Annotated in this window: 18 protein-coding genes; all 18 read left to right on the top strand. The window is 66.4% G+C overall.

Annotated features, from left to right (window positions below; translation table 11 throughout):
• The first annotated feature begins 56 nt into the window (after positions 1-56).
• The 18 genes from CR156_RS04240 to dnaE all read left to right on the top strand — a co-directional run bounded on the left by CR156_RS04240 (position 57) and on the right by dnaE (position 21,398).
• Positions 57-284, top strand: coding sequence for a hypothetical protein (locus tag CR156_RS04240; protein ID WP_100552018.1), 228 nt, complete (start codon positions 57-59; stop codon positions 282-284).
• Positions 284-982 (top strand): fimbrial biogenesis chaperone, encoded by a 699-nt coding sequence (locus CR156_RS04235; protein WP_100552017.1) that lies wholly within the window; start codon positions 284-286, stop codon positions 980-982. Before CR156_RS04240 ends, CR156_RS04235 begins: the two co-directional genes overlap by 1 nt.
• A 219-nt stretch (positions 983-1,201) precedes the next feature.
• On the top strand, positions 1,202-2,008 hold the full coding sequence (gene rpsB, locus CR156_RS04230; protein ID WP_089239851.1) for a 30S ribosomal protein S2: 807 nt from the start codon (positions 1,202-1,204) through the stop codon (positions 2,006-2,008).
• A gap of 125 nt (positions 2,009-2,133) precedes the next feature.
• On the top strand, positions 2,134-3,012 hold the full coding sequence (gene tsf, locus CR156_RS04225) for a translation elongation factor Ts (protein WP_089239849.1): 879 nt from the start codon (positions 2,134-2,136) through the stop codon (positions 3,010-3,012).
• Positions 3,013-3,271: 259 nt separating this feature from the next.
• The gene (locus tag CR156_RS04220) at positions 3,272-4,810 is read left to right on the top strand and encodes a sensor domain-containing diguanylate cyclase (protein ID WP_100552016.1); all 1,539 of its coding nucleotides are present in this window, start codon (positions 3,272-3,274) and stop codon (positions 4,808-4,810) included.
• Between the two features lie 119 nt (positions 4,811-4,929).
• Positions 4,930-5,658, top strand: a complete 729-nt coding sequence (pyrH, locus tag CR156_RS04215) for a UMP kinase (protein WP_025877663.1) — start codon at positions 4,930-4,932, stop codon at positions 5,656-5,658.
• Positions 5,659-5,755: 97 nt separating this feature from the next.
• Positions 5,756-6,310 carry a ribosome recycling factor gene (gene frr / locus CR156_RS04210; RefSeq protein WP_089239845.1) on the top strand — a complete coding sequence of 185 codons (555 nt, stop codon included), beginning with the start codon at positions 5,756-5,758 and terminating at the stop codon, positions 6,308-6,310.
• A gap of 5 nt (positions 6,311-6,315) precedes the next feature.
• Complete coding sequence (uppS, locus tag CR156_RS04205) at positions 6,316-7,083, top strand: polyprenyl diphosphate synthase (protein WP_100464280.1); 768 nt, start codon at positions 6,316-6,318, stop codon at positions 7,081-7,083.
• Positions 7,080-7,916, top strand: a complete 837-nt coding sequence (locus tag CR156_RS04200) for a phosphatidate cytidylyltransferase (protein ID WP_100552015.1) — start codon at positions 7,080-7,082, stop codon at positions 7,914-7,916. The genes uppS and CR156_RS04200 overlap by 4 nt, the downstream gene beginning before the upstream one ends.
• Before the next feature lie 2 nt (positions 7,917-7,918).
• Positions 7,919-9,109, top strand: a complete 1,191-nt coding sequence (locus CR156_RS04195) for a 1-deoxy-D-xylulose-5-phosphate reductoisomerase (protein WP_089239841.1) — start codon at positions 7,919-7,921, stop codon at positions 9,107-9,109.
• Positions 9,110-9,164: 55 nt separating this feature from the next.
• Positions 9,165-10,523 (top strand): RIP metalloprotease RseP, encoded by a 1,359-nt coding sequence (gene rseP / locus CR156_RS04190; protein WP_100552014.1) that lies wholly within the window; start codon positions 9,165-9,167, stop codon positions 10,521-10,523.
• A gap of 74 nt (positions 10,524-10,597) precedes the next feature.
• Complete coding sequence (gene bamA, locus CR156_RS04185; protein ID WP_089239837.1) at positions 10,598-12,961, top strand: outer membrane protein assembly factor BamA; 2,364 nt, start codon at positions 10,598-10,600, stop codon at positions 12,959-12,961.
• Between the two features lie 422 nt (positions 12,962-13,383).
• The gene (gene lpxD / locus CR156_RS04180; protein ID WP_100552013.1) at positions 13,384-14,406 is read left to right on the top strand and encodes a UDP-3-O-(3-hydroxymyristoyl)glucosamine N-acyltransferase; all 1,023 of its coding nucleotides are present in this window, start codon (positions 13,384-13,386) and stop codon (positions 14,404-14,406) included.
• The gene (gene fabZ, locus CR156_RS04175; RefSeq protein ID WP_089239833.1) at positions 14,403-14,858 is read left to right on the top strand and encodes a 3-hydroxyacyl-ACP dehydratase FabZ; all 456 of its coding nucleotides are present in this window, start codon (positions 14,403-14,405) and stop codon (positions 14,856-14,858) included. Before lpxD ends, fabZ begins: the two co-directional genes overlap by 4 nt.
• A gap of 19 nt (positions 14,859-14,877) precedes the next feature.
• Complete coding sequence (gene lpxA, locus CR156_RS04170) at positions 14,878-15,669, top strand: acyl-ACP--UDP-N-acetylglucosamine O-acyltransferase (RefSeq protein WP_100552012.1); 792 nt, start codon at positions 14,878-14,880, stop codon at positions 15,667-15,669.
• Positions 15,670-15,722: 53 nt separating this feature from the next.
• Complete coding sequence (gene lpxB, locus CR156_RS04165; protein ID WP_243381944.1) at positions 15,723-16,925, top strand: lipid-A-disaccharide synthase; 1,203 nt, start codon at positions 15,723-15,725, stop codon at positions 16,923-16,925.
• Positions 16,922-17,581 (top strand): ribonuclease HII, encoded by a 660-nt coding sequence (locus CR156_RS04160; protein ID WP_100552010.1) that lies wholly within the window; start codon positions 16,922-16,924, stop codon positions 17,579-17,581. The genes lpxB and CR156_RS04160 overlap by 4 nt, the downstream gene beginning before the upstream one ends.
• A 238-nt stretch (positions 17,582-17,819) precedes the next feature.
• Positions 17,820-21,398, top strand: a complete 3,579-nt coding sequence (gene dnaE / locus CR156_RS04155; protein ID WP_100552009.1) for a DNA polymerase III subunit alpha — start codon at positions 17,820-17,822, stop codon at positions 21,396-21,398.
• Positions 21,399-21,431 lie beyond the last annotated feature (33 nt).

Raw genomic sequence — 21,431 nt, 5'->3', positions numbered from 1 at the left:
CATCAGGTCGACAACAGGGTGGATGGCAGGTGGTTCGGGCAGTACTGATCGGAGCGATGTCCATTGCCAGCACGACAGCGTGGGCCGACCCGGCGCCCGCTCCGTTGCAGATCCGCCTGACCGTGGTTGAAGGCTGCGCCGGCACGGAGGGCGGCCCCCGTTGCCCGGTGCCACAGCAGCACAGCGACACCCTGCACCTGCCGCCACAGATCCGTGAACTGGCCCCGCCAGCGCAGGACGAGCAAGGGCGTGCCGCATCTGAACCGCCAACCACCTACTACTGATGCGCCGGCTGCTGCCCCTGTTGCTGGCACTGCTGCCCATGCCCGTGCAGGCGCTGGATCTGATGCCGACCACCCTGCGCCTGCCGGCCGCACAGGGGCGGTCCGAGCTGTGGCTGCACAATCCCGGCCCTGGGCACTGGCGCGGCCAGGTGCAGATCTGGGCGTGGGACCAGCAACCGGGTGCCGAACACCTGCAACGCAGCGCGCAGGTGCTGGCCAGCCCAACCCTGCTGGATGTACCTGCCGGTGCGCGCCAGCGCGTCTGGTTGCTTCCGGCGTCGTCCGCGCCTGTGGCCGCCGAACAGGCATTCCGTATCATCCTGGCACCGGCAGAACCGGCCATGCCACGCTATTCACTGCCCCTGTTCCGCGGCGAACCGGTTGGCCCAGCGTCCCCCTGCCTGCAGGCAGAGGTGGTGCTCAACGGGTCGCAACTCATGCTGCGACTTCTGAACAGTGGCATCGGGCACGCGCGCCTGAGCGACCTTTCCTATGAGGCAGTCGGCGGCCACCGCAGCCTGCTGCTGCCCGGTCTTGCCGGCTACGTACTGGCGGCGCGCCAGCGCGCGTGGCAGCTGCCGCCACGCGCCGATGGCTATGCCGGCGGCAGGTTCCACGCCCGCCTGCAGGACGGCGCAGAGGTGATCCTGGCCGCGCCGACGCCCGCAATTGCAGCCCGCCCGCCAAGCAGGCTATAATCGCCGGGATGTCCTGCCGCCCTGTGCGCAGGACGCCGTCCACACCGGACGTCACCGGTGAATCCACACCTGCTGCCCCCATCCGTGCCGGGGTGCTCCGCAAGGAGTTCGGCCACGGAGGCAACAGGGAAGCCCAACCCCGGAACCTTCAGCGCTTCCACGCGTCCCGCATACCTATCCCGCGGGCGGAATCGCCGGTTCCCCATCAGGAGTATTGCAATGCCCCAGGTCACCATGCGTCAGATGCTGGAAGCCGGCGTCCACTTCGGCCACCAGACCCGCTACTGGAACCCGAAAATGGCTCCGTACATCTTCGGCGCCCGCGGCAAGATCCACATCATCAACCTGGAAAAGACCGTCCCGCTGTTCAACGACGCGATGAACTTCATCTCGTCGGTTGCCCAGAAGCGCGGCACCATCCTGTTCCTGGGCACCAAGCGCAGCGCGCGTGAGTCGATCCGCGAAGAAGCCGAGCGTTGCGGCATGCCGTTCATGAACCAGCGTTGGCTGGGCGGCACCCTGACCAACTTCCGTACCGTGAAGCAGTCGGTTGCCCGCCTGAAGGAACTGGAAGCCGGTGAGTCCGACGGCACCTTCGAGAAGCTGGTCAAGCACGAAGTGCTGGGCCTGCGTCGCGAGCGCGACAAGCTGGAAGCCTCGCTGGGCGGCATCAAGGACATGAACCGTCTGCCGGACGCGATCTTCGTCATCGATATCGGCCACGAAGACATCGCCATCAAGGAAGCCAAGAAGCTCGGCATCCCGGTGATCGCTGTCGTCGATACCAACTACAACCCGGAGCTGGTGGATTACGCGATCCCGGGCAACGACGACGCCATCCGTGCCGTGCAGCTGTACGCACGCGCTGCTGCTGACGCCGTGCTGGAAGGCAAGGCTGCTGCACCGCACGCCGCCACCGTCCGTGAAGAAGAGTTCGCCGACGCTCCGGCCGAAGAAGGCAAGCCGGTTCGCCGCGCTCCGGCCAAGAAGGCCGTTGCTGCCGACAAGGGCGAAGCCCAGGCCTGATCCAGGCCCTGGTGGGCGCCACGCGCCCACCTTTCCTGTCCGCTGCCGATGGCGCGACGACAGGAAACTGTCACACGGGCCGGCCACCATGCCGGCCCAACCCCTTTCTTTCGTGAGGTAATCCCGTGGAAATCACTGCTTCCCTGGTCAAGGAACTGCGCGAGCGCACCGGCGCCGGCATGATGGAATGCAAGAAGGCGCTCACCGAGGCCGGCGGCAACATCGACGCCGCTGCTGAAGCGCTGCGCAAGTCCGGCGCTGCCAAGGCCGACAAGAAGGCTGACCGCGTGGCCGCCGAAGGTCGTCTGGGCCTGGCCCAGGACGGCGGCAAGGCCGTGCTGGTCGAGATCAACTCGGAAACCGACTTCGTCGCCAACGACATCAACTTCAAGAACTTCGTCGATTCCGTCGCTGCCGCTGCCCTGGCATCGGGCGCCACCGACGTGGAAGTGCTGAAGAGCGCCAAGCTGGCCACCGGCGAAACCGTCGAAGAAGCCCGCGCCACCGCCATCCAGAAGCTGGGCGAGAACATCCTCATCCGTCGCCTGGTCAAGCTGGACACCACCGGCAACGTGGGTTCCTACGTCCACACCAACGGCAAGGTCGGCGTGCTGATCGACCTGATCGGTGGCGACGCCGAACTGGCTCGCGGCCTGGCCATGCACGTGGCTGCGCTGAAGCCGCCGCACAACAAGGCTGCCGATGTGCCGGCCGAGTTCGTGGAAAAGGAAAAGGAAATCGAACTGGCCAAGATGTCCGAGAAGGACAAGTCCAAGCCGGCCGACATCCTGGAAAAGATCATCAGCGGCAAGATCAACAAGATCGTCAGCGAAGTGACCCTGTACGGCCAGAGCTACGTGCTGGACGGCGACAAGTCCGTCGAGCAGGTGGTCAAGGCTGCCGGCGCCGACGTGGCTGGCTTCCAGCTGCTGGTCGTTGGCGAAGGCATCGAGAAGGTGGTGGAAGACTACGCCGCTGAAGTTGCCAAGGCGATGCAGGTCTGATTCCAGCCTCCCGGCTGTAATGAAACCAGAAGGAGCCGCGGGAGACCGCGGCTCTTTTTTTGTGCCTGCCCCCGCGGTGGGCGCCCTTTCTGCGGGTGTGCACCGTTGGTGCGCACACCCGAACCCCGGGTCTTTGCGTTGCGTGCGAATCAAGCCGATACTCGGCAAAGGGAACCTGCAGTCACATAACAGGAACGAAAGTCGCGGACTGTGATGCATTCCTAGGTATTCTTGTCCTAATGGAATTGAACGACCCGACATGCCTCCCGAGCTGACAGCTGCACTGGCGCTTTGCCGCAACCTCCCCTCGCCGCCCGGTATTGCCCTGCGCATCATCGAACTGGCCCAGGACCCGGAAGCGGACATCGCAACCGCTGCGGACATCATCGCCATCGACATGGCGTTGAGTGCCCGCATGCTGCGTATCGCCAATTCGCCGCTGTACGCCAGCCGGCGCCGGATCGAGAACCTCGGCCAGGCGCTGACCATGCTCGGGCTGAACGCTACGATCAGCCTCGCCCTGGGCTTCACCGTCACCCAGGGCCTGACCGGCAAAGGCGGCGCCGACCACGACCTGCGCCAACGCGCCTGGAAGCGCAGCATCCTCAGCGCGCTGGCGGCCAGCCAGCTCGGCCAGGCCCGCGGCCTGCGCCGGCTGGAGGAGCTGATGCTGGCCGGGCTGCTGCAGGACATGGGCGTACTGTGCCTGGCCCAGGCCGAATCCGAACGCTACCTGCCGCTGCTGCGCGAAGCGCGCGACAACCCCGACCTGATCGCGCGCGAGCGCCAGGAACTCGGCTGCAGCCACGCCGACGTCGGTGCATGGGTAGCCGAGGAGTGGGGCCTGCCGCGTTACCTGGTCGACAGCATCCGCCACAGCGAAGACGAAGGTGCCGCCGAGAATCCATTCCAGGCCTGCGTACAGCTGTCTGGCGCCGTTGCCGACATCTGGCTGGATGAAGACGCCGATGCCGCCCGCGAGCGCGCCCTGCAGCAGGTCCACGACCGGCTGGAGCTGGACAGTGCCCGCTTCGACCAGGTCCTGGCCCGGATCAGCGAAGCGCTGCCGGACATCGCCAGCCTGTTCGAGAACGGCCTGAATTCGCCGGCCCGCGTGCGCGAGCTGATCGACCACGCCCAGGAGCTCGCAACCCTGCGCAACCTGCGCGAGCTGCAGGATGCCGACCAGGCCCGCCGGCGCGCCGATGAATTCGAGGCCCGTGCCAAGCGCCTGGCCGACCAGGCCCATCGCGACGCCTTGACCGGCGTGCTCAACCGCCGCCAGCTCGAAGCCGTGCTTGAACAGGAATTCCTGCGTGCCGGCCGCCATGGCTGGCCGTTGTCGGTGGCCTTCATCGACCTGGATGATTTCAAGAAAATCAACGACGCCCACGGCCACCTGACCGGTGACGAGGTGCTGCGCGTCTTTGCCGGCAAGCTGCAGGGGCAGCTGCGCAACAGCGACACCGTGGCCCGCTTCGGCGGCGAGGAGTTCGTCGCCCTGCTGCCCAACACCAGCGAATCGGTGGCTTTGGACGTTATCCGCCGGGTACTGGCCAACATCGTCGCCACCCCGATGGCGGAACTGGAAGGCGGTCCGCTGTTCATCACCTTCTCGGCCGGTGTAGCCACCCAGGGCGGCTACGAGCGTTTTGCCGGCGTGCAGGACCTCCTGCGCGCTGCAGATGACGTGCTTTACCGCTCCAAGAATCTGGGCCGCAACCGGGTCATTGCACGCTCTCCCGGCGAACTCGGGCATGATGAACTGTCTGCCACTGCGGGCGCCGAGCTGGGCTGAATGGTGCGCCCCGGATGTACGGGGCACACCGGTATTTTGCGCCGCAGTGCACAAAACGCTTTGGCCGCGCGCCGCTTGCGCGTAGAATCGCCCGCGATTTCCACGCACCCGAGGTCCCTATGTCCAAGCTCGCCTATCGCCGCATCCTGTTGAAACTTTCCGGGGAGGCGCTGATGGGAGATGAGGACTACGGCATCGACCCCAAGATCATCAATCGCCTGGCCCGTGAAGTCGTCGAAGCCCAGCAGGCCGGCGCCGAAGTCGCCTTGGTCATCGGTGGTGGCAACATCTTCCGCGGTGCAGGCCTGGCCGCTGGCGGCATGGACCGCGTCACCGGCGACCAGATGGGCATGCTGGCCACGGTCATCAACGCGCTGGCCATGCAGGATGCGCTGGAAAAAGTGGGCGCCAAGGCCCGCGTGATGAGCGCGATCAAGATCAACGACGTGTGCGAGGACTACATCCGCCGCCGCGCCATCCGCCATCTGGAAAAGGGCCGCCTGGTGATCTTCGCCGCAGGCGTCGGCAGCCCGTTCTTCACCACCGACTCGGGCGCAGCCCTGCGCGCCATCGAGATCGGCGCCGACCTGCTGCTGAAGGCCACCAAGGTCGATGGCGTGTACGACAAGGATCCGAACAAGTACAGCGACGCCGTCCGTTTCGACAGCCTGAGCTACGACGAAGTGATCCGTCGTGGCCTGGAAGTGATGGATACCGCCGCCTTCGCCCTGGCCCGTGACAGCGACCTGCCGATGCGCGTGTTCGACATGGGACAGCCGGGCGAGCTGCTGAAGATCCTGCACGGCGAGAACATCGGCACCCTCGTCCAGGGCCGCGACCCGGCCTGAGGCTGAGCGCAAGGCGACCTCCGGGCCGATTCAGGCCCGGCGGCGTCCCGTATTCGCCTATAATCGCCCGATTCCAGTTACATCCAGGACCCTGGCGATGCTCAACGACATCAAGAACAACGCGCAGACGCGCATGGCCAAGAGCATCGACGCTCTTAAGCACACCCTCACCTCGATCCGCACCGGTCGCGCAACGCCGGCCCTGCTGGACCGCGTCACGGTCAATGCTTACGGCAACGCCAGCACGCCGCTGAACCAGGTCGCGTCCATTTCCAACCCCGACGCCCACTCCCTGCTGGTCACGCCCTTCGACAAGAGCATGATCAAGGAGATCGAGAAGGGCCTGTACAACATCGAGCTGACCCCGAACACCATCGGCACCTCGATCCGCGTCAACCTGCCGCCGCCGACCGAAGAGCGCCGCAAGGAACTGACCAAGCAGGTACAGAAGGAAGGCGAAGGCGCCAAGATCGCCGTGCGCAACATCCGCCAGGATGCGAACAAGGAAGTCGCCAAGCTGCTGAAGGACAAGGTCATCAGCGAAGACGAGAAGAAGCGCGGCGAAGACGATATCCAGAAGTTGACCGACGCCAACATCAAGGACATCGACAAGGTCGTCGCCGACAAGGAAAAGGAACTGATGTCGGTCTGAAGTCGATGCCTTCAGTCCCGCCTCCTCTGCCGGCCGCCCTGCCGCGCCACGTTGCCATCATCATGGATGGCAACGGGCGTTGGGCACAGCAGCGCCGTCGCCCCCGCGTCATCGGCCATCGGGCCGGTGCGCGTGCGGTCAACCGTACCATCGAGCGCTGCCTGGAACTGGGCATTCCGGCGCTGACCCTGTTCGCGTTTTCCAGCGAGAACTGGGGCCGGCCGCAGGAAGAAGTCGATGCGTTGATGAAGCTGTTCCTCGGCGCGCTCGATCGCGAAGTGGACGAGTTGCATCGGCGCGGCGTGCGTGTGCGCTTCATCGGCGAACGTGAGCGCTTCGGCGCCGGGCTGGTCAGCCGCATGCAGCTGGCCGAACAGCGCACCGCCGACAACAGTGCCCTGACCCTGTCGATCGCCGCCAGCTATGGTGGCCGCCAGGACATCGCCCGTGCCGCACGCGCGCTGGCCGTTGAAGTGGCCGCCGGCCGCCTGCTTCCCGAGCAGATCGACGAATCCCTGCTGGGGCGACAGGTGGCTCTGGCCGACCTGCCGCCACCGGACCTGTTCATCCGCACCGGCGGCGATACCCGCATCAGCAATTTCCTGCTGTGGCAGCTGGCGTATACCGAGCTGTGGTTCACCGAAGCGCTGTGGCCGGATTTCGACGCCGCGCAGCTGCAGCTGGCGCTGGATGCCTACGCCAGTCGTGAGCGCCGCTTCGGCCTGACCAGCGCCCAGATCGCCGCCCTGGCCACCGAGACGTCCAGCCCATGACCAAGACCCGAGTCCTCGCCGCGCTGATCATGGCGCCGGTCGCCATTGCTGCGATCCTGTTGCTGCCCACGCAATGGCTGGCCGCCGCCGCTGCTGCCGTGCTGCTGATCGGCCTGTGGGAATGGCTGAAACTGGCCGATGTCGAAGACACCCTCGCCCGCACCGTGCTGCTGGTCCTCAACCTTGTGTTGATGGTGCTGCTGGTGTGGGCCGATGCCGGCACCCTGGTGCTGTTCCAGATCGCGACGCTGGTGGGCGTGGCCTGGTGGCTGGGCGCGCTGGTGTGGCTGCGCTTCTTCAACTTCGGCGCGCAACCCGGCAGTCCGGCGCGCATCCTCAAGCTGCTGGCCGGCACCCTGGCGATCGTGCCGGCGTGGGCGGCGCTGGTACTGATCCATGCCGGCGGCGACCCGCCGGGCCATCAGGGCCACCTGTGGCTGCTGGCCGCGCTGGCGCTGGTCTGGGCCGCTGATTCGGGCGCCTACTTCGCCGGCCGTCACTTCGGCAAGCGCAAGCTGGCACCGCGGATCAGCCCGAACAAGACCTGGGAAGGCCTCGTCGGTGGGCTGATCGCCGGTGTTGCGGTGGCCGTCGGCCTGGGCTGGCTGGCCGGCATCGATGCCGCGCACCTGCCGGGCCTGCTGGTCACCTCGGTGGTGGCCGTATTCGCCTCGGTACTGGGCGACCTGTTTGAAAGCCTGATCAAGCGCCATGCCGGCGCCAAGGATTCAGGCCACCTGATCCCCGGCCACGGCGGCGTGCTCGACCGCGTCGACGGCGTGCTGGCGGCCATCCCGGTGTTCGCACTGGGCAAGGAAATCTTCGGGTTCTGACCATGGATGCTGCTGCAGACCTGCGCCGGGTCGCCGTGTTCGGCGCCACCGGCTCGATTGGTGCCTCCACGCTTGACGTGATCGCCCGCCACCCGCTGCGTTACCAGGCCACCGTGCTCGCCGCCGGCCGCCAGGTACAGGCGCTGCTGGCCCTGTGCCGGCAGCACCGGCCCGCGCATGCGGTGATCGCCGACGAAACCCTGTATGCCGAACTGCGTGACGGCCTGCGCGATGCCGGCCTGGCCACCCAGGCCCACGCCGGCCATGCCGCGCTGGACCAGCTGGCCGCCAGTGACGCCTGCGATACCGTGGTTGCCGCGATCGTCGGCGCCGCCGGCCTGTCCTCGACCCTGGCCGCCGCTGCGGCCGGCAAGCGCATCCTGCTGGCGAACAAGGAATCCCTGGTACTGGCCGGCGAACTGCTGACCCGTACCGCCGAACGTGCCGGCGCCGAGATCATTCCGATCGACAGCGAGCACAGCGCGATCTTCCAGTGCCTGCGTTCACGTGATGCCAGCCTCGACGGTGCCGGCGTGCGCCGCATCCTGCTGACCGCCTCGGGCGGACCGTTCCGCGGGCGCAGCCGCGCCGAACTGGCGCAGGTCACCCCGGCCCAGGCCGTGGCGCACCCGAAGTGGTCGATGGGGCCGAAGATCTCGGTCGATTCGGCGACGTTGATGAACAAAGGCCTGGAAGTGATCGAGGCCCACCATCTGTTCGGCATCCCCGGCGAGCGCATCGAGGTGCTGGTGCACCCGCAGAGCCTGGTGCATTCGCTGGTGGAGTTCGTTGACGGCTCCACCTTGGCGCAGATGGGCCTGCCAGACATGCGCACCACCCTGGCGGTGGGCCTGGGCTGGCCGCAACGGATCGAATCGGGCGTGTCCGGGCTGGACCTGCTGACCCAGGGCCGGCTGGATTTCGAGGCCCCCGACACCGACGCCTTCCCCTGTCTGGCCCTTGCATGGCAGGCGATGCGCGCCGGTGGTACCGCCCCGGCGGTGCTGAACGCCGCCAACGAAGAGGCTGTTTCAGCGTTTCTTCAGGGCCGCATAGGCTTCCTGACCATTCCGACGCTGGTTGCTAACGCTCTTTCAACACTGCCGACCGAACCAGCCGATACACTTGAGGTTCTGTTGTCCGCCGACCAGCGGGCCCGCCAGCTGACCCTGAACGCCATCGCCGCCACCTGAACAGCGCACCCATCCCGTATGACGCCGCCGCCCGTGTCCGCCAATGTGAACCTGCATGACTGACTTCATCGGATCGGTCTGGTGGATGATCGTGAGCCTTGGGCTGCTGGTCACCTTCCACGAATTCGGGCATTACTGGGTCGGGCGCCTGTGCGGGGTCAAGGTACTGCGCTTCTCGGTCGGCTTCGGCCGTCCGCTGTGGTCGCGTCGCGACCGCCATGGCACCGAGTTCGCCATCGCCGCCATTCCGCTGGGCGGCTATGTGAAATTCCTCGACGAACGCGAAGTCGAGGTCCACCCGCACGAGCGCGGCCAGGCCTTCAATCACAAGACCGTATGGCAGCGCATCGCCATTGTCGCCGCCGGCCCGATCGCCAACCTGCTGCTGTGCATCCTGCTGCTGTGGGCGATGTTCGTGATCGGCAAGCAGGACTATTCCGCAACCGTGGGCCGCGCTACGGGCATGGCCGCCACGGCCGGGCTCGGCAGTGGTGACCGCCTGCTGAGCGTGGACGGCCGTGATGTGATCACCCTGGGTGAGGCCAGCATGGCCCTGACCGCGGCGGCGATGGACCGTCGCGATGTGACCCTTGAAGTTCTGGACCCTGCAGACCAGCTGCGCTCGCGCACCCTGCCGCTGTCGCAGCTGCCGGCCGGTTTCGATGAACGCCGGGTTCCGATCCTGGCCGGCGTGTACTGGCGTGCGTGGCTGCAGCCGCCGCTGGTGGACAACATCGTGAAGGGTTCGGCGGCGGAAGGTCACCTGCAGACCGGCGACCTGATCGTGGCGATCGACGGCCAGCGCATCGACAGCGTCGAGCAGGCCATCAGCGAAGTGGGCAGCCTCGGCCGCCGCGGTGGCCCGGCGATGATCGAGGTGTTGCGTGGCGGCGAGCGCCTGGCGCTGGAGATCACCCCGCGCCAGGGCAAGGACGGCAAGGGCCAACCCACCTGGCAGATCGGCGCCGGCTTTGCCCAGAGCTACAGCCCCGCCTACGACACCCTGCTCAAGTTCGGCCCGCTGCAGTCGGTGACGGTGGCGGTGCGTGAAACCGGCAGGATGGCCGCCGATTCATTGGCCATGATGGGCCGGATCGTCACCGGCAAAGCCTCGCTGCAGAACGTTTCCGGCCCGGTCACCATTGCCCGGGTCGCCAATATTTCGGCCAAACGTGGCGTGGATTGGTTCATCCAGTTCCTCGCCCTGCTGTCGCTGAGCCTGTGCATCATCAACCTGCTGCCGATCCCCATCTTGGACGGCGGCCACCTGCTGTATTACCTTATCGAGTTGGTCAAGGGCAGCCCGCTGAGCGAGCGTGCCGTCGCCGCCGGCCAATACATCGGCCTGGCGTTGCTGGCCGGGCTGATGGGATTGGCGTTCTACAACGACATCCTCGGCCTGGTCCCGCGATGAACTTTTCCATGTTTTTGCCGTCTACAGCGTCGGCATCCCTTACCAATGAAATCGACCTTCCTACCGGACGTGACATGACGCGACTCCCCAATCGCCGCCTGCTGGCCCTCGCCCTCGCCGCCGTCACCGGCGCTCCCGCCCTGGCCCAGGCAGCCGAGCCCTTCACTGTCAGCGACATCCGCGTCGACGGCCTGCAGCGCATCAGCTCCGGTACGGTGTTCACCTACCTGCCGGTCGAGCGTGGCGAGACCGTCACCGACAGCAAGGTCGGCGAGACCATCCGCGCCCTGTACAAGACCGGCTTCTTCGAAGACGTGCAGCTGGATCGCCAGGGCAGCATCCTGGTGGTGACCGTCAAGGAGCGTCCGGCGATCAACAAGCTGACCGTCACCGGCAACAAGGACATCAAGTCCGACCAGCTGCTCAAGGGCCTGTCCGACATCGGCCTGACCGAAGGCGGCACCTTCGATCGCCTGAGCCTGGACCGCGTGACCCAGGAACTTCGCCGCCAGTACAACGACCGTGGCAAATACACCGTCGACATCACCCCGACGGTGAGCCCGCTGGATCGCAACCGCGTCGACATCGCCATCGCGATCAAGGAAGGCAAGGCGGCCAAGATCCGCCACGTCAACATCGTCGGCACCGAGAAGTACGACAGCAAGGACATCCTGGAGTACTGGGAGTCCAAGGAACACAACTGGGCGTCGTGGTACCGCCGTGACGACCAGTACTCCAAGGAAAAGCTTTCCGGCGACCTGGAGAAGCTGAATTCCTGGTACCTGGACCGCGGCTATGTCGACTTCAGCATCGACTCGACGCAGGTGTCGATCAGCCCCGACAAGCGCGACATGTTCATCACCGCCGGCGTGACCGAAGGTGACCAGTACAAGATCTCCGAGATCAAGGTCAGCGGCGATACGATCCTGCCGCAGGAAGACGTCGAGCGCATGGTCGTGCAGAAGTCCGGCGACACGTTCTCGCGTGCGCTGCTGGAATTCAGCTCCGACTCGATCACCAACTCGCTGTCCAACATCGGTTACGCCTTCGCCAAGGTGAACCCGATTCCGACCACCAACCGCGCCGAGCAGACCGTGGCGGTGAACATGCAGGTCGTGCCCGGCCCGCGCGTGACCGTTCGCCGCATCATCTTCAAGGGCAACACCCGCACCTCCGACGAGGTGATGCGCCGCGAAATGCGCCAGTTCGAGAACAGCTGGTACTCGCAGGCCGCGATCGACCGTTCCAAGATCCGCCTGCAGCGCCTGGGCTACTTCGAAGGCGTCGAAGTGGAAACCCCGGCCGTCAGCGGCAGCAACGACCAGGTCGACGTCGTCTACAACGTCAAGGAAACCACCTCGGGCAGCTTCGTGTTCGGCCTGGGCTATTCGCAGTCCTACGGCATGACCACCTCGGTGCAGCTGTCGCAGAACAACTTCCTGGGCGGCGGCAACCGCGTGTCGGTCGAAGCCTCGCGCAGCAGCTACCTGCAGCGCTACGGCTTCAGCTACACCAATCCGTACTTCACCGATGACGGCGTCTCGCTGGGCTACAACCTGTCCTGGCGCGAGCTGGACTACTCCGACTTCAACACCGCGCAGTACAACAGCACCAACGGTTCGGCGCAGGTGGTGTTCGGCGTGCCGATCACCGAGACCGACACCGTCTCGCTGATGTTCGGCATCGACAGCAACCAGATCACCACGTATGCGGGCTCGACTCCGAAGTCGATCATCGACTACATCGATGCCGTCGGCAGCCGCACCTTCCATGCATGGCGCACGGAGCTGGGCTGGGCGCGCGACTCCCGCAACGACTACTTCATGCCGACCCGCGGTACCTACCAGCGCGTGGGCCTGGAAACCACGCTGCCGGGTTCGACCATCGAGTACTACAAGCTGAACTACCAGATCAGCAAGTACTGGCCGATCATCCCCTCGCTGGTGATCAACACCCGCGCCGAAATCGGCTACGGTGATTCCTACGGCAACGACAAGACCCGCGTGATCGACAACGGCGACGGCACCACCCGTACCGTCACCGCGTCGGGCCTGCCGTTCTACGAGAACTTCTACGCCGGTGGTACCAACTCGGTGCGTGGTTTCGAGGACAACACCCTCGGCCCGCGTGAAGTCACCAGCGGTTACCCGAACGGCCAGCCGCTGGGTGGCTCGCTGAAGACCGTCGGTTCGGTCGAAGCCTACTTCCCGCGTCTGTTCGACAGCCCGTCGGCCCGCGTATCGGCCTTCGTCGACTTCGGCAACGTCTACAACGGCACCGACAACTTCAAGGCCAACGAGCTGCGCGTGTCCACCGGTGTGGCCCTGCTGTGGCGCGCCCCGGTCGGCCCGATCTCGATCAGCTACGCGTTCCCGCTGAAGAAGAAGGACGGCGACGAGATCGAACGCCTGCAGTTCACGTTCGGTGGCCAGTTCTGAGGAACGACGTTCCTCGGAACTGATCCACCTCCGGTGAATTGCCCGCGCATTTCACCTATCCCCCGCGCCGCTGGCGCGCCCCCCTTAACAGAAGGGGGGCTCTCCACCAGACGGGTCTCGAATCGCCGGGCATTGCCCGGCGTTTTCGTTATTGAAGCGCACGCTGACGCGCTGTGAGCCGAGTATGGCTCGGGGCTGCAGGCGACTGTGGACGTTGGATCCGCTCGCGCGCGGGAGACCATCCGGTGATGGCGCAGGGGGCTGACCAGGACCGTTGGCGCCATGGATGGCGCCATCGAGCCCCCAGGGACGGGTTTACGGCGTGTCCTGGGCAGTCCCCTGCGCCATCGCCCCACGGATCAACCCGGCGCCGGCTTTTGCTCCCGCATGACCGCAATGGCGTCACACGTTAAACTCCCGCCGTGAATACTCCTACCTACACCGCCCAGCAACTCGCCGATCAGTTCGGCCTGCAGGTCCATGGCGACCCGAGCACCGCCATCCATGGCGTGGCCACCCTCGCCCATGCCGGTGCCGGCCAGCTGACCTTCCTCGCCAACCCGCGCTACCGCGCCCAGCTGGCCGACAGCCAGGCCGGCATCGTGGTCCTGCGCGCCGAGGATGCCGACGCAGCTCCCGGCACCGCGCTGGTTGCCAAGGATCCCTACACCACCTTTGCCAAGATCGGCGCGCTGTTCGACATCGCCCCGACCCGCCCGCCCGGCATCCACCCCAGCGCGGTGATCGATCCGCAGGCGCAGGTCGCCGCCAGCGCCTACGTCGGCCCGTTCGTCACCATCGGCGCACGCAGCGTCATCGGCGAGAACTGCATCATCGGCGCCGGCAGCATCATCGGCGAAGACTGCACCCTCGACAGCGGCTGCGAGCTGATCGCCCGCGTCACCCTGGTCACCCGCGTCAAGCTGGGCAAGCGCGTGCGCATCCATCCCGGCGCCGTGCTGGGCGCCGACGGCTTCGGCCTGGCAATGGATGCCGGCAAATGGATCAAGGTGCCGCAGCTTGGCGGCGTGCGCATCGGCGACGACTGCGAGATCGGCGCCAACACCTGTGTTGACCGTGGCGCGCTGGAAGACACCGTGCTGGCCGAGGACGTCCGCCTGGACAACCTGGTACAGATCGCACACAACGTGCAGATCGGCGCCCACTCGGCCATCGCAGGCTGCACCGGTATTGCCGGCAGCGCCAAGATCGGCCGTTACTGCCTGCTCGGCGGCGCCGTTGGCGTCGTCGGTCATCTCGAAATCTGCGACAAGGTCGTGATCACCGGCAAATCGGTGGTCCGCAACTCCATCACCGAGCCGGGCGAGTATTCCTCCGGCACGCCCCTGACCGACAACCGCACGTGGCGCAAAAACGCCGCGCGCTTCAAGCAGCTCGATGCACTGGCCCGTCGCATCCTGTCTGTGAGCAAGGAGAAAGAATGAGCCAGCCCCAGACCCTGCCGGACATGGCGCAGATCCAGACGCTGCTTCCGCACCGCTACCCGTTCCTGCTGGTGGACAAGGTGGTGTCGATCGACTACGAGAAGCGCACGATCGTCGCGACCAAGAACGTCAGCATCAACGAGCCGTTCTTCCAGGGCCACTTCCCGGGCCAGCCGATCATGCCCGGCGTGCTGATCATCGAAGCCATGGCCCAGGCCGGTGGCGTGCTGACCCAGTTGACGCTGGGCCGCGATGCGCAGTCCAAGCTGTTCTACATGGTCAAGGTCGACAAGGCCCGCTTCACCAAGCAGGTGGTGCCGGGTGACGTGCTGGAAATGCACGTCGAGATCAAGCGCGTAATCCGCAACATGGCCGTGTACGACTGCGTGGCCAAGGTCGACGGCGAAGTCGTCGCCTGCGCCGAGGTGCTGTGCGCCGGCACCCGCGAATGACCCTGGCTGGAGGCCCGAGATGAGCGACAACGCCCCCCTGATCCATCCCACCGCCGTGATCGATCCGTCGGCGCGCCTGGCCGACGATGTCCGCGTGGGCGCGTTCACGATCATCGGCCCGGAAGTCGAAATCGGTGCCGGCACCCAGGTCGGCCCGCACTGCAGCGTGCACGGCCCGACCCGGATCGGCCGCGACAACCGTTTCATCGGCCACGTCGCGGTCGGCGGCGAGCCGCAGGACAAGAAGTACGCCGGTGAACGCACCGAACTGGTGATCGGCGACCGCAACGTGTTCCGCGAGTTCGTCACCCTCAACCGTGGCACCGGCGGCGGCGGCGGCATCACCACCATCGGCGATGACAACTGGATGCTGGCCTACACGCACGTGGCCCACGATTGCCACGTCGGCAACTTCTGCGTGTTCTCCAACAACACCACGCTGGCCGGCCACGTGACCGTGGGTGACTACGTGATCATCAGCGGCTTCGCCGGCGCGCATCAGTTCTGCCGCATCGGTGCGCATGCCTTCCTCGGCATGGGCGCGCTGACCAATGGCGACGTGCCCCCGTTCACCATGGTCGGCACCGACTCGCTGGGCCGCCCGCGCGGCATCAACAGCGAGGGCCTGAAGCGCCGCGGATTCGACCCCGAACGCATCACCGCCATCAAGCGCGCCTACCGCACGCTGTACGTGGCGGGCCTGCCGCTGGCCGAAGCCAAGGCGCAGCTGGCCGAGCAAGCGCGCGACAGCGACGACGTCAAGTCGATGCTGGACTTCATCGAACACACCGAGAGGCACCTGCTGCGATGAGCAGCGCGACCGGCCAGGCGCCGGCCGGCGCCGAGGTGATTTCGCTGGCCTCGATGGCCGGCAGCGTGCCTGCACACCGGGTGCTGAGTGATCGCCCGTTGCGGATCGCGCTGGTCGCCGGTGAAGCCTCCGGCGACCTGCTCGGTGCGGGCCTGATACGCGAACTGAAAGCCCGCTTCCCGCATGCCGAATTCGCCGGCATCGGCGGCGATGCGATGCGCAGCGCCGGTTGCCAGACCTGGCACGATGCCAGCGAACTGGCGGTGATGGGCCTGACCGAAGTGCTGCGCCATCTGCCGCGCCTGCTCAAGCTGCGTTCGGCGTTCCGCCAGCGTGCGCTGGAGTGGCAGCCGGATGTGTTCATCGGCATCGATGCTCCGGACTTCAATCTGGGCATCGAACGCTGGCTGAAACAGCGTGGCGTGCGCACCGTGCACTACGTCAGCCCTTCGGTATGGGCATGGCGCGAGAAGCGCGCCGAGAAGATCGGCAGCAGCGCCGACCTGGTACTGTGCCTGTTCCCGATGGAACCACCGATCTACGCCAAGCACGGCATCGACGCGCGCTTCGTCGGCCATCCGATGGCCGATGACATCCCGCTGCACGTCGACCGTGAAGCGGCCCGGATCGAACTCGGCCTGCCCGCCTCGGCCAAGGTGCTGGCCGTGCTTCCCGGCAGCCGCCTGGGCGAGATCTCCAAGCTCGGCGAAGCCTTTTTCGAGGCCGCCTGGCAGGTGTCCGAGCGCATTCCCGGCCTGCACGTGGTGGTCCCTGCGGCCAACGCGGCCTGCCGCCGCCTGATCGAAGAACAGCTGTCACGCTCGGCACTGCCGGTGGCCTATTCGCATGTACTGGACGGCCAGGCGCGCAGCGCGATGATCGCCGCCGACGTGGTGGTGCTGGCCTCCGGCACCGCGACCCTGGAAGCGATGCTGGTGAAGCGGCCGATGGTCGTCGGCTACCGGGTCAACGAACTGACGTACCGCCTGGTGAAGGCGCTGGGGTTGATCAAGGTCGACCGCTTCGCCCTGCCCAACATCCTTGCCGGTCAGGACCTGGCGCCGGAGCTGATGCAGCACGACTGCACGCCGGAGAAACTGGCGGCGGCCGTCCAGCAGTGGTTTGACCACCCGCAGCGGATCGCAGACCTGCACGGTATCTACGCGCGCCTGCATGAACGCCTGCGCCGCAATGCCTCGGCGCGTGCAGCCGATGCCGTTGGCGAGCTACTGGTCCGCGGCCAGGAAAAAGCATGAGCCGTCGCCATGCCGCAGCGGCCAGCCTGGCCCTGTTTGATGGCGCCGCGGTGATCGACCCCGGCCACCGCATCGCCGGTGTCGACGAAGCGGGTCGGGGACCGCTGGCTGGCCCCGTCGCGGTGGCAGCGGTGGTGTTCGATCCGCAGCGGCCACGACTGAATGGTCTGGATGATTCCAAGCAGCTGACCGCGGCCCGCCGCGAGCAGCTGCATGACCGCATCCTCGACCGCGCCCTGGCCTGGCACGTGGTGCTGGTGGACGTGGAAGCCATCGATCGCCTGAACATCTATCAAGCCACGCTGCAGGGCATGCGCGATGTCGTCGCGGCGGTGGCCCATGTGGCCGGCTTCGCCCGCATCGATGGCAACGTAGTACCCAAGGGATTGGTGCTGCCGGCGCAGGCGCTGGTCGGCGGCGATGGCATCGACCGCGCGATCATGGCGGCCTCGATCCTGGCCAAGGTCTCGCGCGACCGCTACATGCTGGACCTGCACGCTCGCCACCCGCAGTACGGCTTCGACCAGCACAAGGGCTACGGCACCCCGGCACATCTGGCCGCCCTGCGTGAACACGGGCCGTGCGCGGAGCACCGGCGCAGTTTCGCCCCGGTGCGCGAGTGCCTGGAAGCGCCCGCTGTCGCGACCATCGCCTGAGCCTGCTGGAGTTGCAGAGCCGAGCCCATGCTCGGCTGTCCACAGCAGCCGAGCATGGGCTCGGCTCTACAGAAGGCGGCCTCCCGCACGCCTGAACCCGGCCGTCTTCCCGGGCATGTCAAGAGCTTGTCGCCACCCCCTGCCCTCGCTACCCTGACCGGGCACTCCAGCGCTTCCCGACCCCGGCGACGATTCCCGCGTCTGCACCCGGGGCCTGCGCGCTCCAACCTGGTCCGGCATGTCCAACTCCCGCTTCGTACATCTCCACGTCCACACCGAGTTCTCGCTGGCGGACTCGACCATCCGCGTGCCGGCCAAGCCGGACCAGGCTGACCCGAAGAAGGCCAAGCAGGCCAACCTGCTGTCACGTTCGGTCGAACTCGGCCTGCCTGCGCTGGCGGTGACCGACCTCAACAACCTGTTCGCCCTGGTCAAGTTCTACAAGGCTGCCGAAGGCGTGGGCATCAAGCCCATCGCCGGCGCCGACGTGATGATCGCCGAGGAAGGCCAGGACCCGTGGCGGATGACGCTGCTGTGCCGCGACCGCGAGGGCTATCTGAGCCTGTCGCGGCTGCTGACCCGCGCCTGGATGGAAGGCCATCGCCCCGAGGGCGGCGTGGCCGTGCACCCGGACTGGCTGAAGGCCGGCAACGCCAGCCTGTTCGCCCTGGCCGGCCGTGACAGCCTGGCCGGGCGCCTGGCGCTGGATGGCAAGCATGACCTGGCCGAACAGCAGCTGGCCGACTGGCAGCGCGTGTTCGGCGACGGCCTGCACCTGGAGCTGACCCGCACCGGTCGCGACGGCGAAGAAAGCTTCAACCAGTTCGCGCTGATGGCCGCCGGCCAGCGCGGCCTGCCGGTGGTCGCCAGCAACGACGTACGCTTCCTGTCGCCATCCGATTTCAGCGCGCACGAAGCACGCGTGTGCATCTCCACCGGCCGCGTGCTGGATGACCCCAAGCGCCCACGCGAGTACAGCGACCAGCAGTACCTGAAGTCGGCCGAGGAGATGTGCGCGCTGTTTGCCGACATCCCCGATGCGATCGACAACACGCTGGCGCTGGCCGAGCGCTGCAACATCGAGATGCGCCTGGGCACCTACTTCCTGCCCGACTATCCGGTGCCCGACGAGGAGACGCTGGACAGTTGGATCCGCAGCGAATCGCGCAAGGGCCTGGCCGCGCGCCTGGAAAAGAATCCCATCGCGCCCGGCATGACCGCGCAGGATTACAGCGACCGCCTCGAGTTCGAGCTGGACACCATCATCAAGATGGGCTTCCCCGGCTACTTCCTGATCGTGGCCGACTTCATCCAGTGGGGCAAAGCGCAGGGCATCCCGATCGGTCCAGGCCGTGGTTCCGGTGCCGGCTCGCTGGTGGCGTGGGCGCTGCAGATCACCGATCTGGACCCTCTGCCGTACAACCTGCTGTTCGAGCGCTTCCTCAACCCCGAACGCGTGTCGATGCCCGACTTCGACATCGACTTCTGCATGGACCGTCGCGACGAAGTCATCGACTACGTCGCACGCAAATATGGCCGCGAGCGGGTCAGCCAGATCATCACCTACGGCACCATGGCGGCCAAGGCGGTGGTGCGCGACTCCGGCCGCGTGCTCGGCTTCCCCTATGGCCTGGTCGACGGTGTCGCCAAGCTGATCCCGAACATCCTCGGCATCTCGCTGAAAGATGCGATGGGTGAGGGCAAGGACAGCGAGATGGCCTCGCCCGAGCTGATCCAGCGCTACCAGAGCGAGGACGATGTCCGCGACCTGATCGACCTGGCGCGGCAGCTGGAAGACCTCACCCGCAACGCAGGCAAGCACGCCGGCGGCGTGGTGATCGCGCCCGAGCCGCTGAGCGAGTTCTGCCCGCTGTTCGCCGAACACGATGAAGAGGGCCGCGGCAAGAATCCGGTCACCCAGTTCGACAAGAACGACGTTGAAGAAGTCGGCCTGGTGAAGTTCGACTTCCTCGGCCTGCGCACGCTGACGATCATCGACTGGGCGGTGAAGGCGATCAACAAGCGCCACGAGCGCGCCGGCATTCCGCCGGTGGACATCACCCAGCTGCCGCTGGACGATGCGCCCACCTACAAGGACATCTTCGCCTCGGGCAATACCGGTGCGGTGTTCCAGTTCGAATCCTCGGGCATGCGCCGCCTGCTGAAGGACGCCAAGCCCGACCGTTTCGAAGACCTGATCGCGCTGGTGTCGCTGTATCGCCCCGGCCCGATGGACCTGATTCCCTCCTTCGTCGACCGCAAGCACGGGCGCGAAGACGTGGAGTATCCCGATCCGCGCACCGAGCGCATCCTGCGCGACACCTACGGCATCATGGTGTACCAGGAGCAGGTGATGCAGATGGCGCAGATCGTCGGCGGCTACTCGCTGGGCGGCGCCGACCTGCTGCGCCGTGCGATGGGCAAGAAGGTGCCGGCGGAAATGGCCAAGCACCGCGAGATCTTCCGCGAAGGTGCGGCCAAGGACGGCGTCGGCGAAGCCAAGGCCGATGCGATCTTCGACCTGATGGAGAAGTTCGCCGGCTACGGCTTCAACAAGTCGCACGCCGCCGCCTACGCCCTGGTGAGTTACCAGACCGCCTGGCTCAAGCGCCATTATCCGGCCGAGTTCATGGCCGCGACGCTGTCTTCGGACATGGACAACACCGAAAAGGTGGTCGGCTTCCTGGACGAGGTGCGCAACCTCGGCCTGACCGTGCTGCCGCCGAAGGTGAACCAGTCCGCCTTCATGTTTGAAGCGGCCACGCCGGACACGATCCAGTACGGCCTGGGTGCGATCAAGGGCGTCGGCCAGGGGGCCTGCGAAGCGGTGGTGGACGAGCGCCTGCGCGGCGGCGACTACACCGATCTGCTCGACTTCTGCACGCGCATCGGTTCGGCCAAGCTCAACCGGCGCACGCTGGAAGCCATGATCAACTGCGGTGCGCTGGATGAGCTGGGTCACAACCGTGCCTCGCTGATGCTGCAGCTGCCGGAAGTGATCAAGGCCACCGAACAGATGGCGCGCGAGCGCGCGTCCGGCCAGAACTCGCTGTTCGGCGGCCCCGAGCCGGGCGTGCAGGCCATCCACCTGGAGCTGCAGGAAACCGACGAATGGCCGTTGCTGCAGCGCCTAAACGGCGAGCGCGACACGCTGGGCTTCTATCTCAGCGGCCACCCCTTCGATCCCTGGCGCGATGATGTGCGCGACCTGGTCGGTACCGACCTTGGCTCGGTGGAAAAGATCTGGAGTGCCAACAGCAACAGTGGCGGCGGCGAGAAGCGCTGGCGCCCGGAAGTGCAGACCGTGCTTGCCGGCCAGGTGGTCGGCGTGCGCCGCAAGGGCGAGAGCCAGATCTTCATCCAGCTGGAAGATGGTCGGGGCCGCGTCGAATGCAGCGCGTTCTCCGATGCCATGGCCGAGTTCGGCCACCTGATGACCAAGGACCGCATCCTGGTGGTCAAGGGCGGCCTGCGCGAAGACGAATTCAATGGCGGCTTCGCGTTGCGGATCCGCCAGTGCTGGGACTTCGACGAGGTCTGTGCGAACTACGCCACGCGCCTGTCACTGCGGCTGGACCTGCGCCAGCAGCGACCGGTGTGGGAACGCATCGACGCCCTGCTCGACCGCCACCGCCCCGGCCGCACGCCCCTGCGCTTGGACCTGCTGCTGAAGGGCCCCGATGGCGGCATCGCCGGCATGCTCGATGTCTCCGGGCAGAGCGCGGTGCGTGTCGATTCCAAGCTGATGGAGGCGCTGCGCGCCGAACCGGCCGTGCGCACGCTGAAGGTGCGCTACAGCCCGCCCTGGGCCAGCTGAGGCTGGCCCCGGATCCGTTGTTGTTTTCCCGCT

The sequence above is a fragment of the Stenotrophomonas lactitubi genome, from assembly GCF_002803515.1.
In the GTDB taxonomy this organism is placed as follows: Bacteria; Pseudomonadota; Gammaproteobacteria; order Xanthomonadales; family Xanthomonadaceae; genus Stenotrophomonas; species Stenotrophomonas lactitubi.
This window is presented reverse-complemented; position numbering and strand designations above follow the sequence as displayed.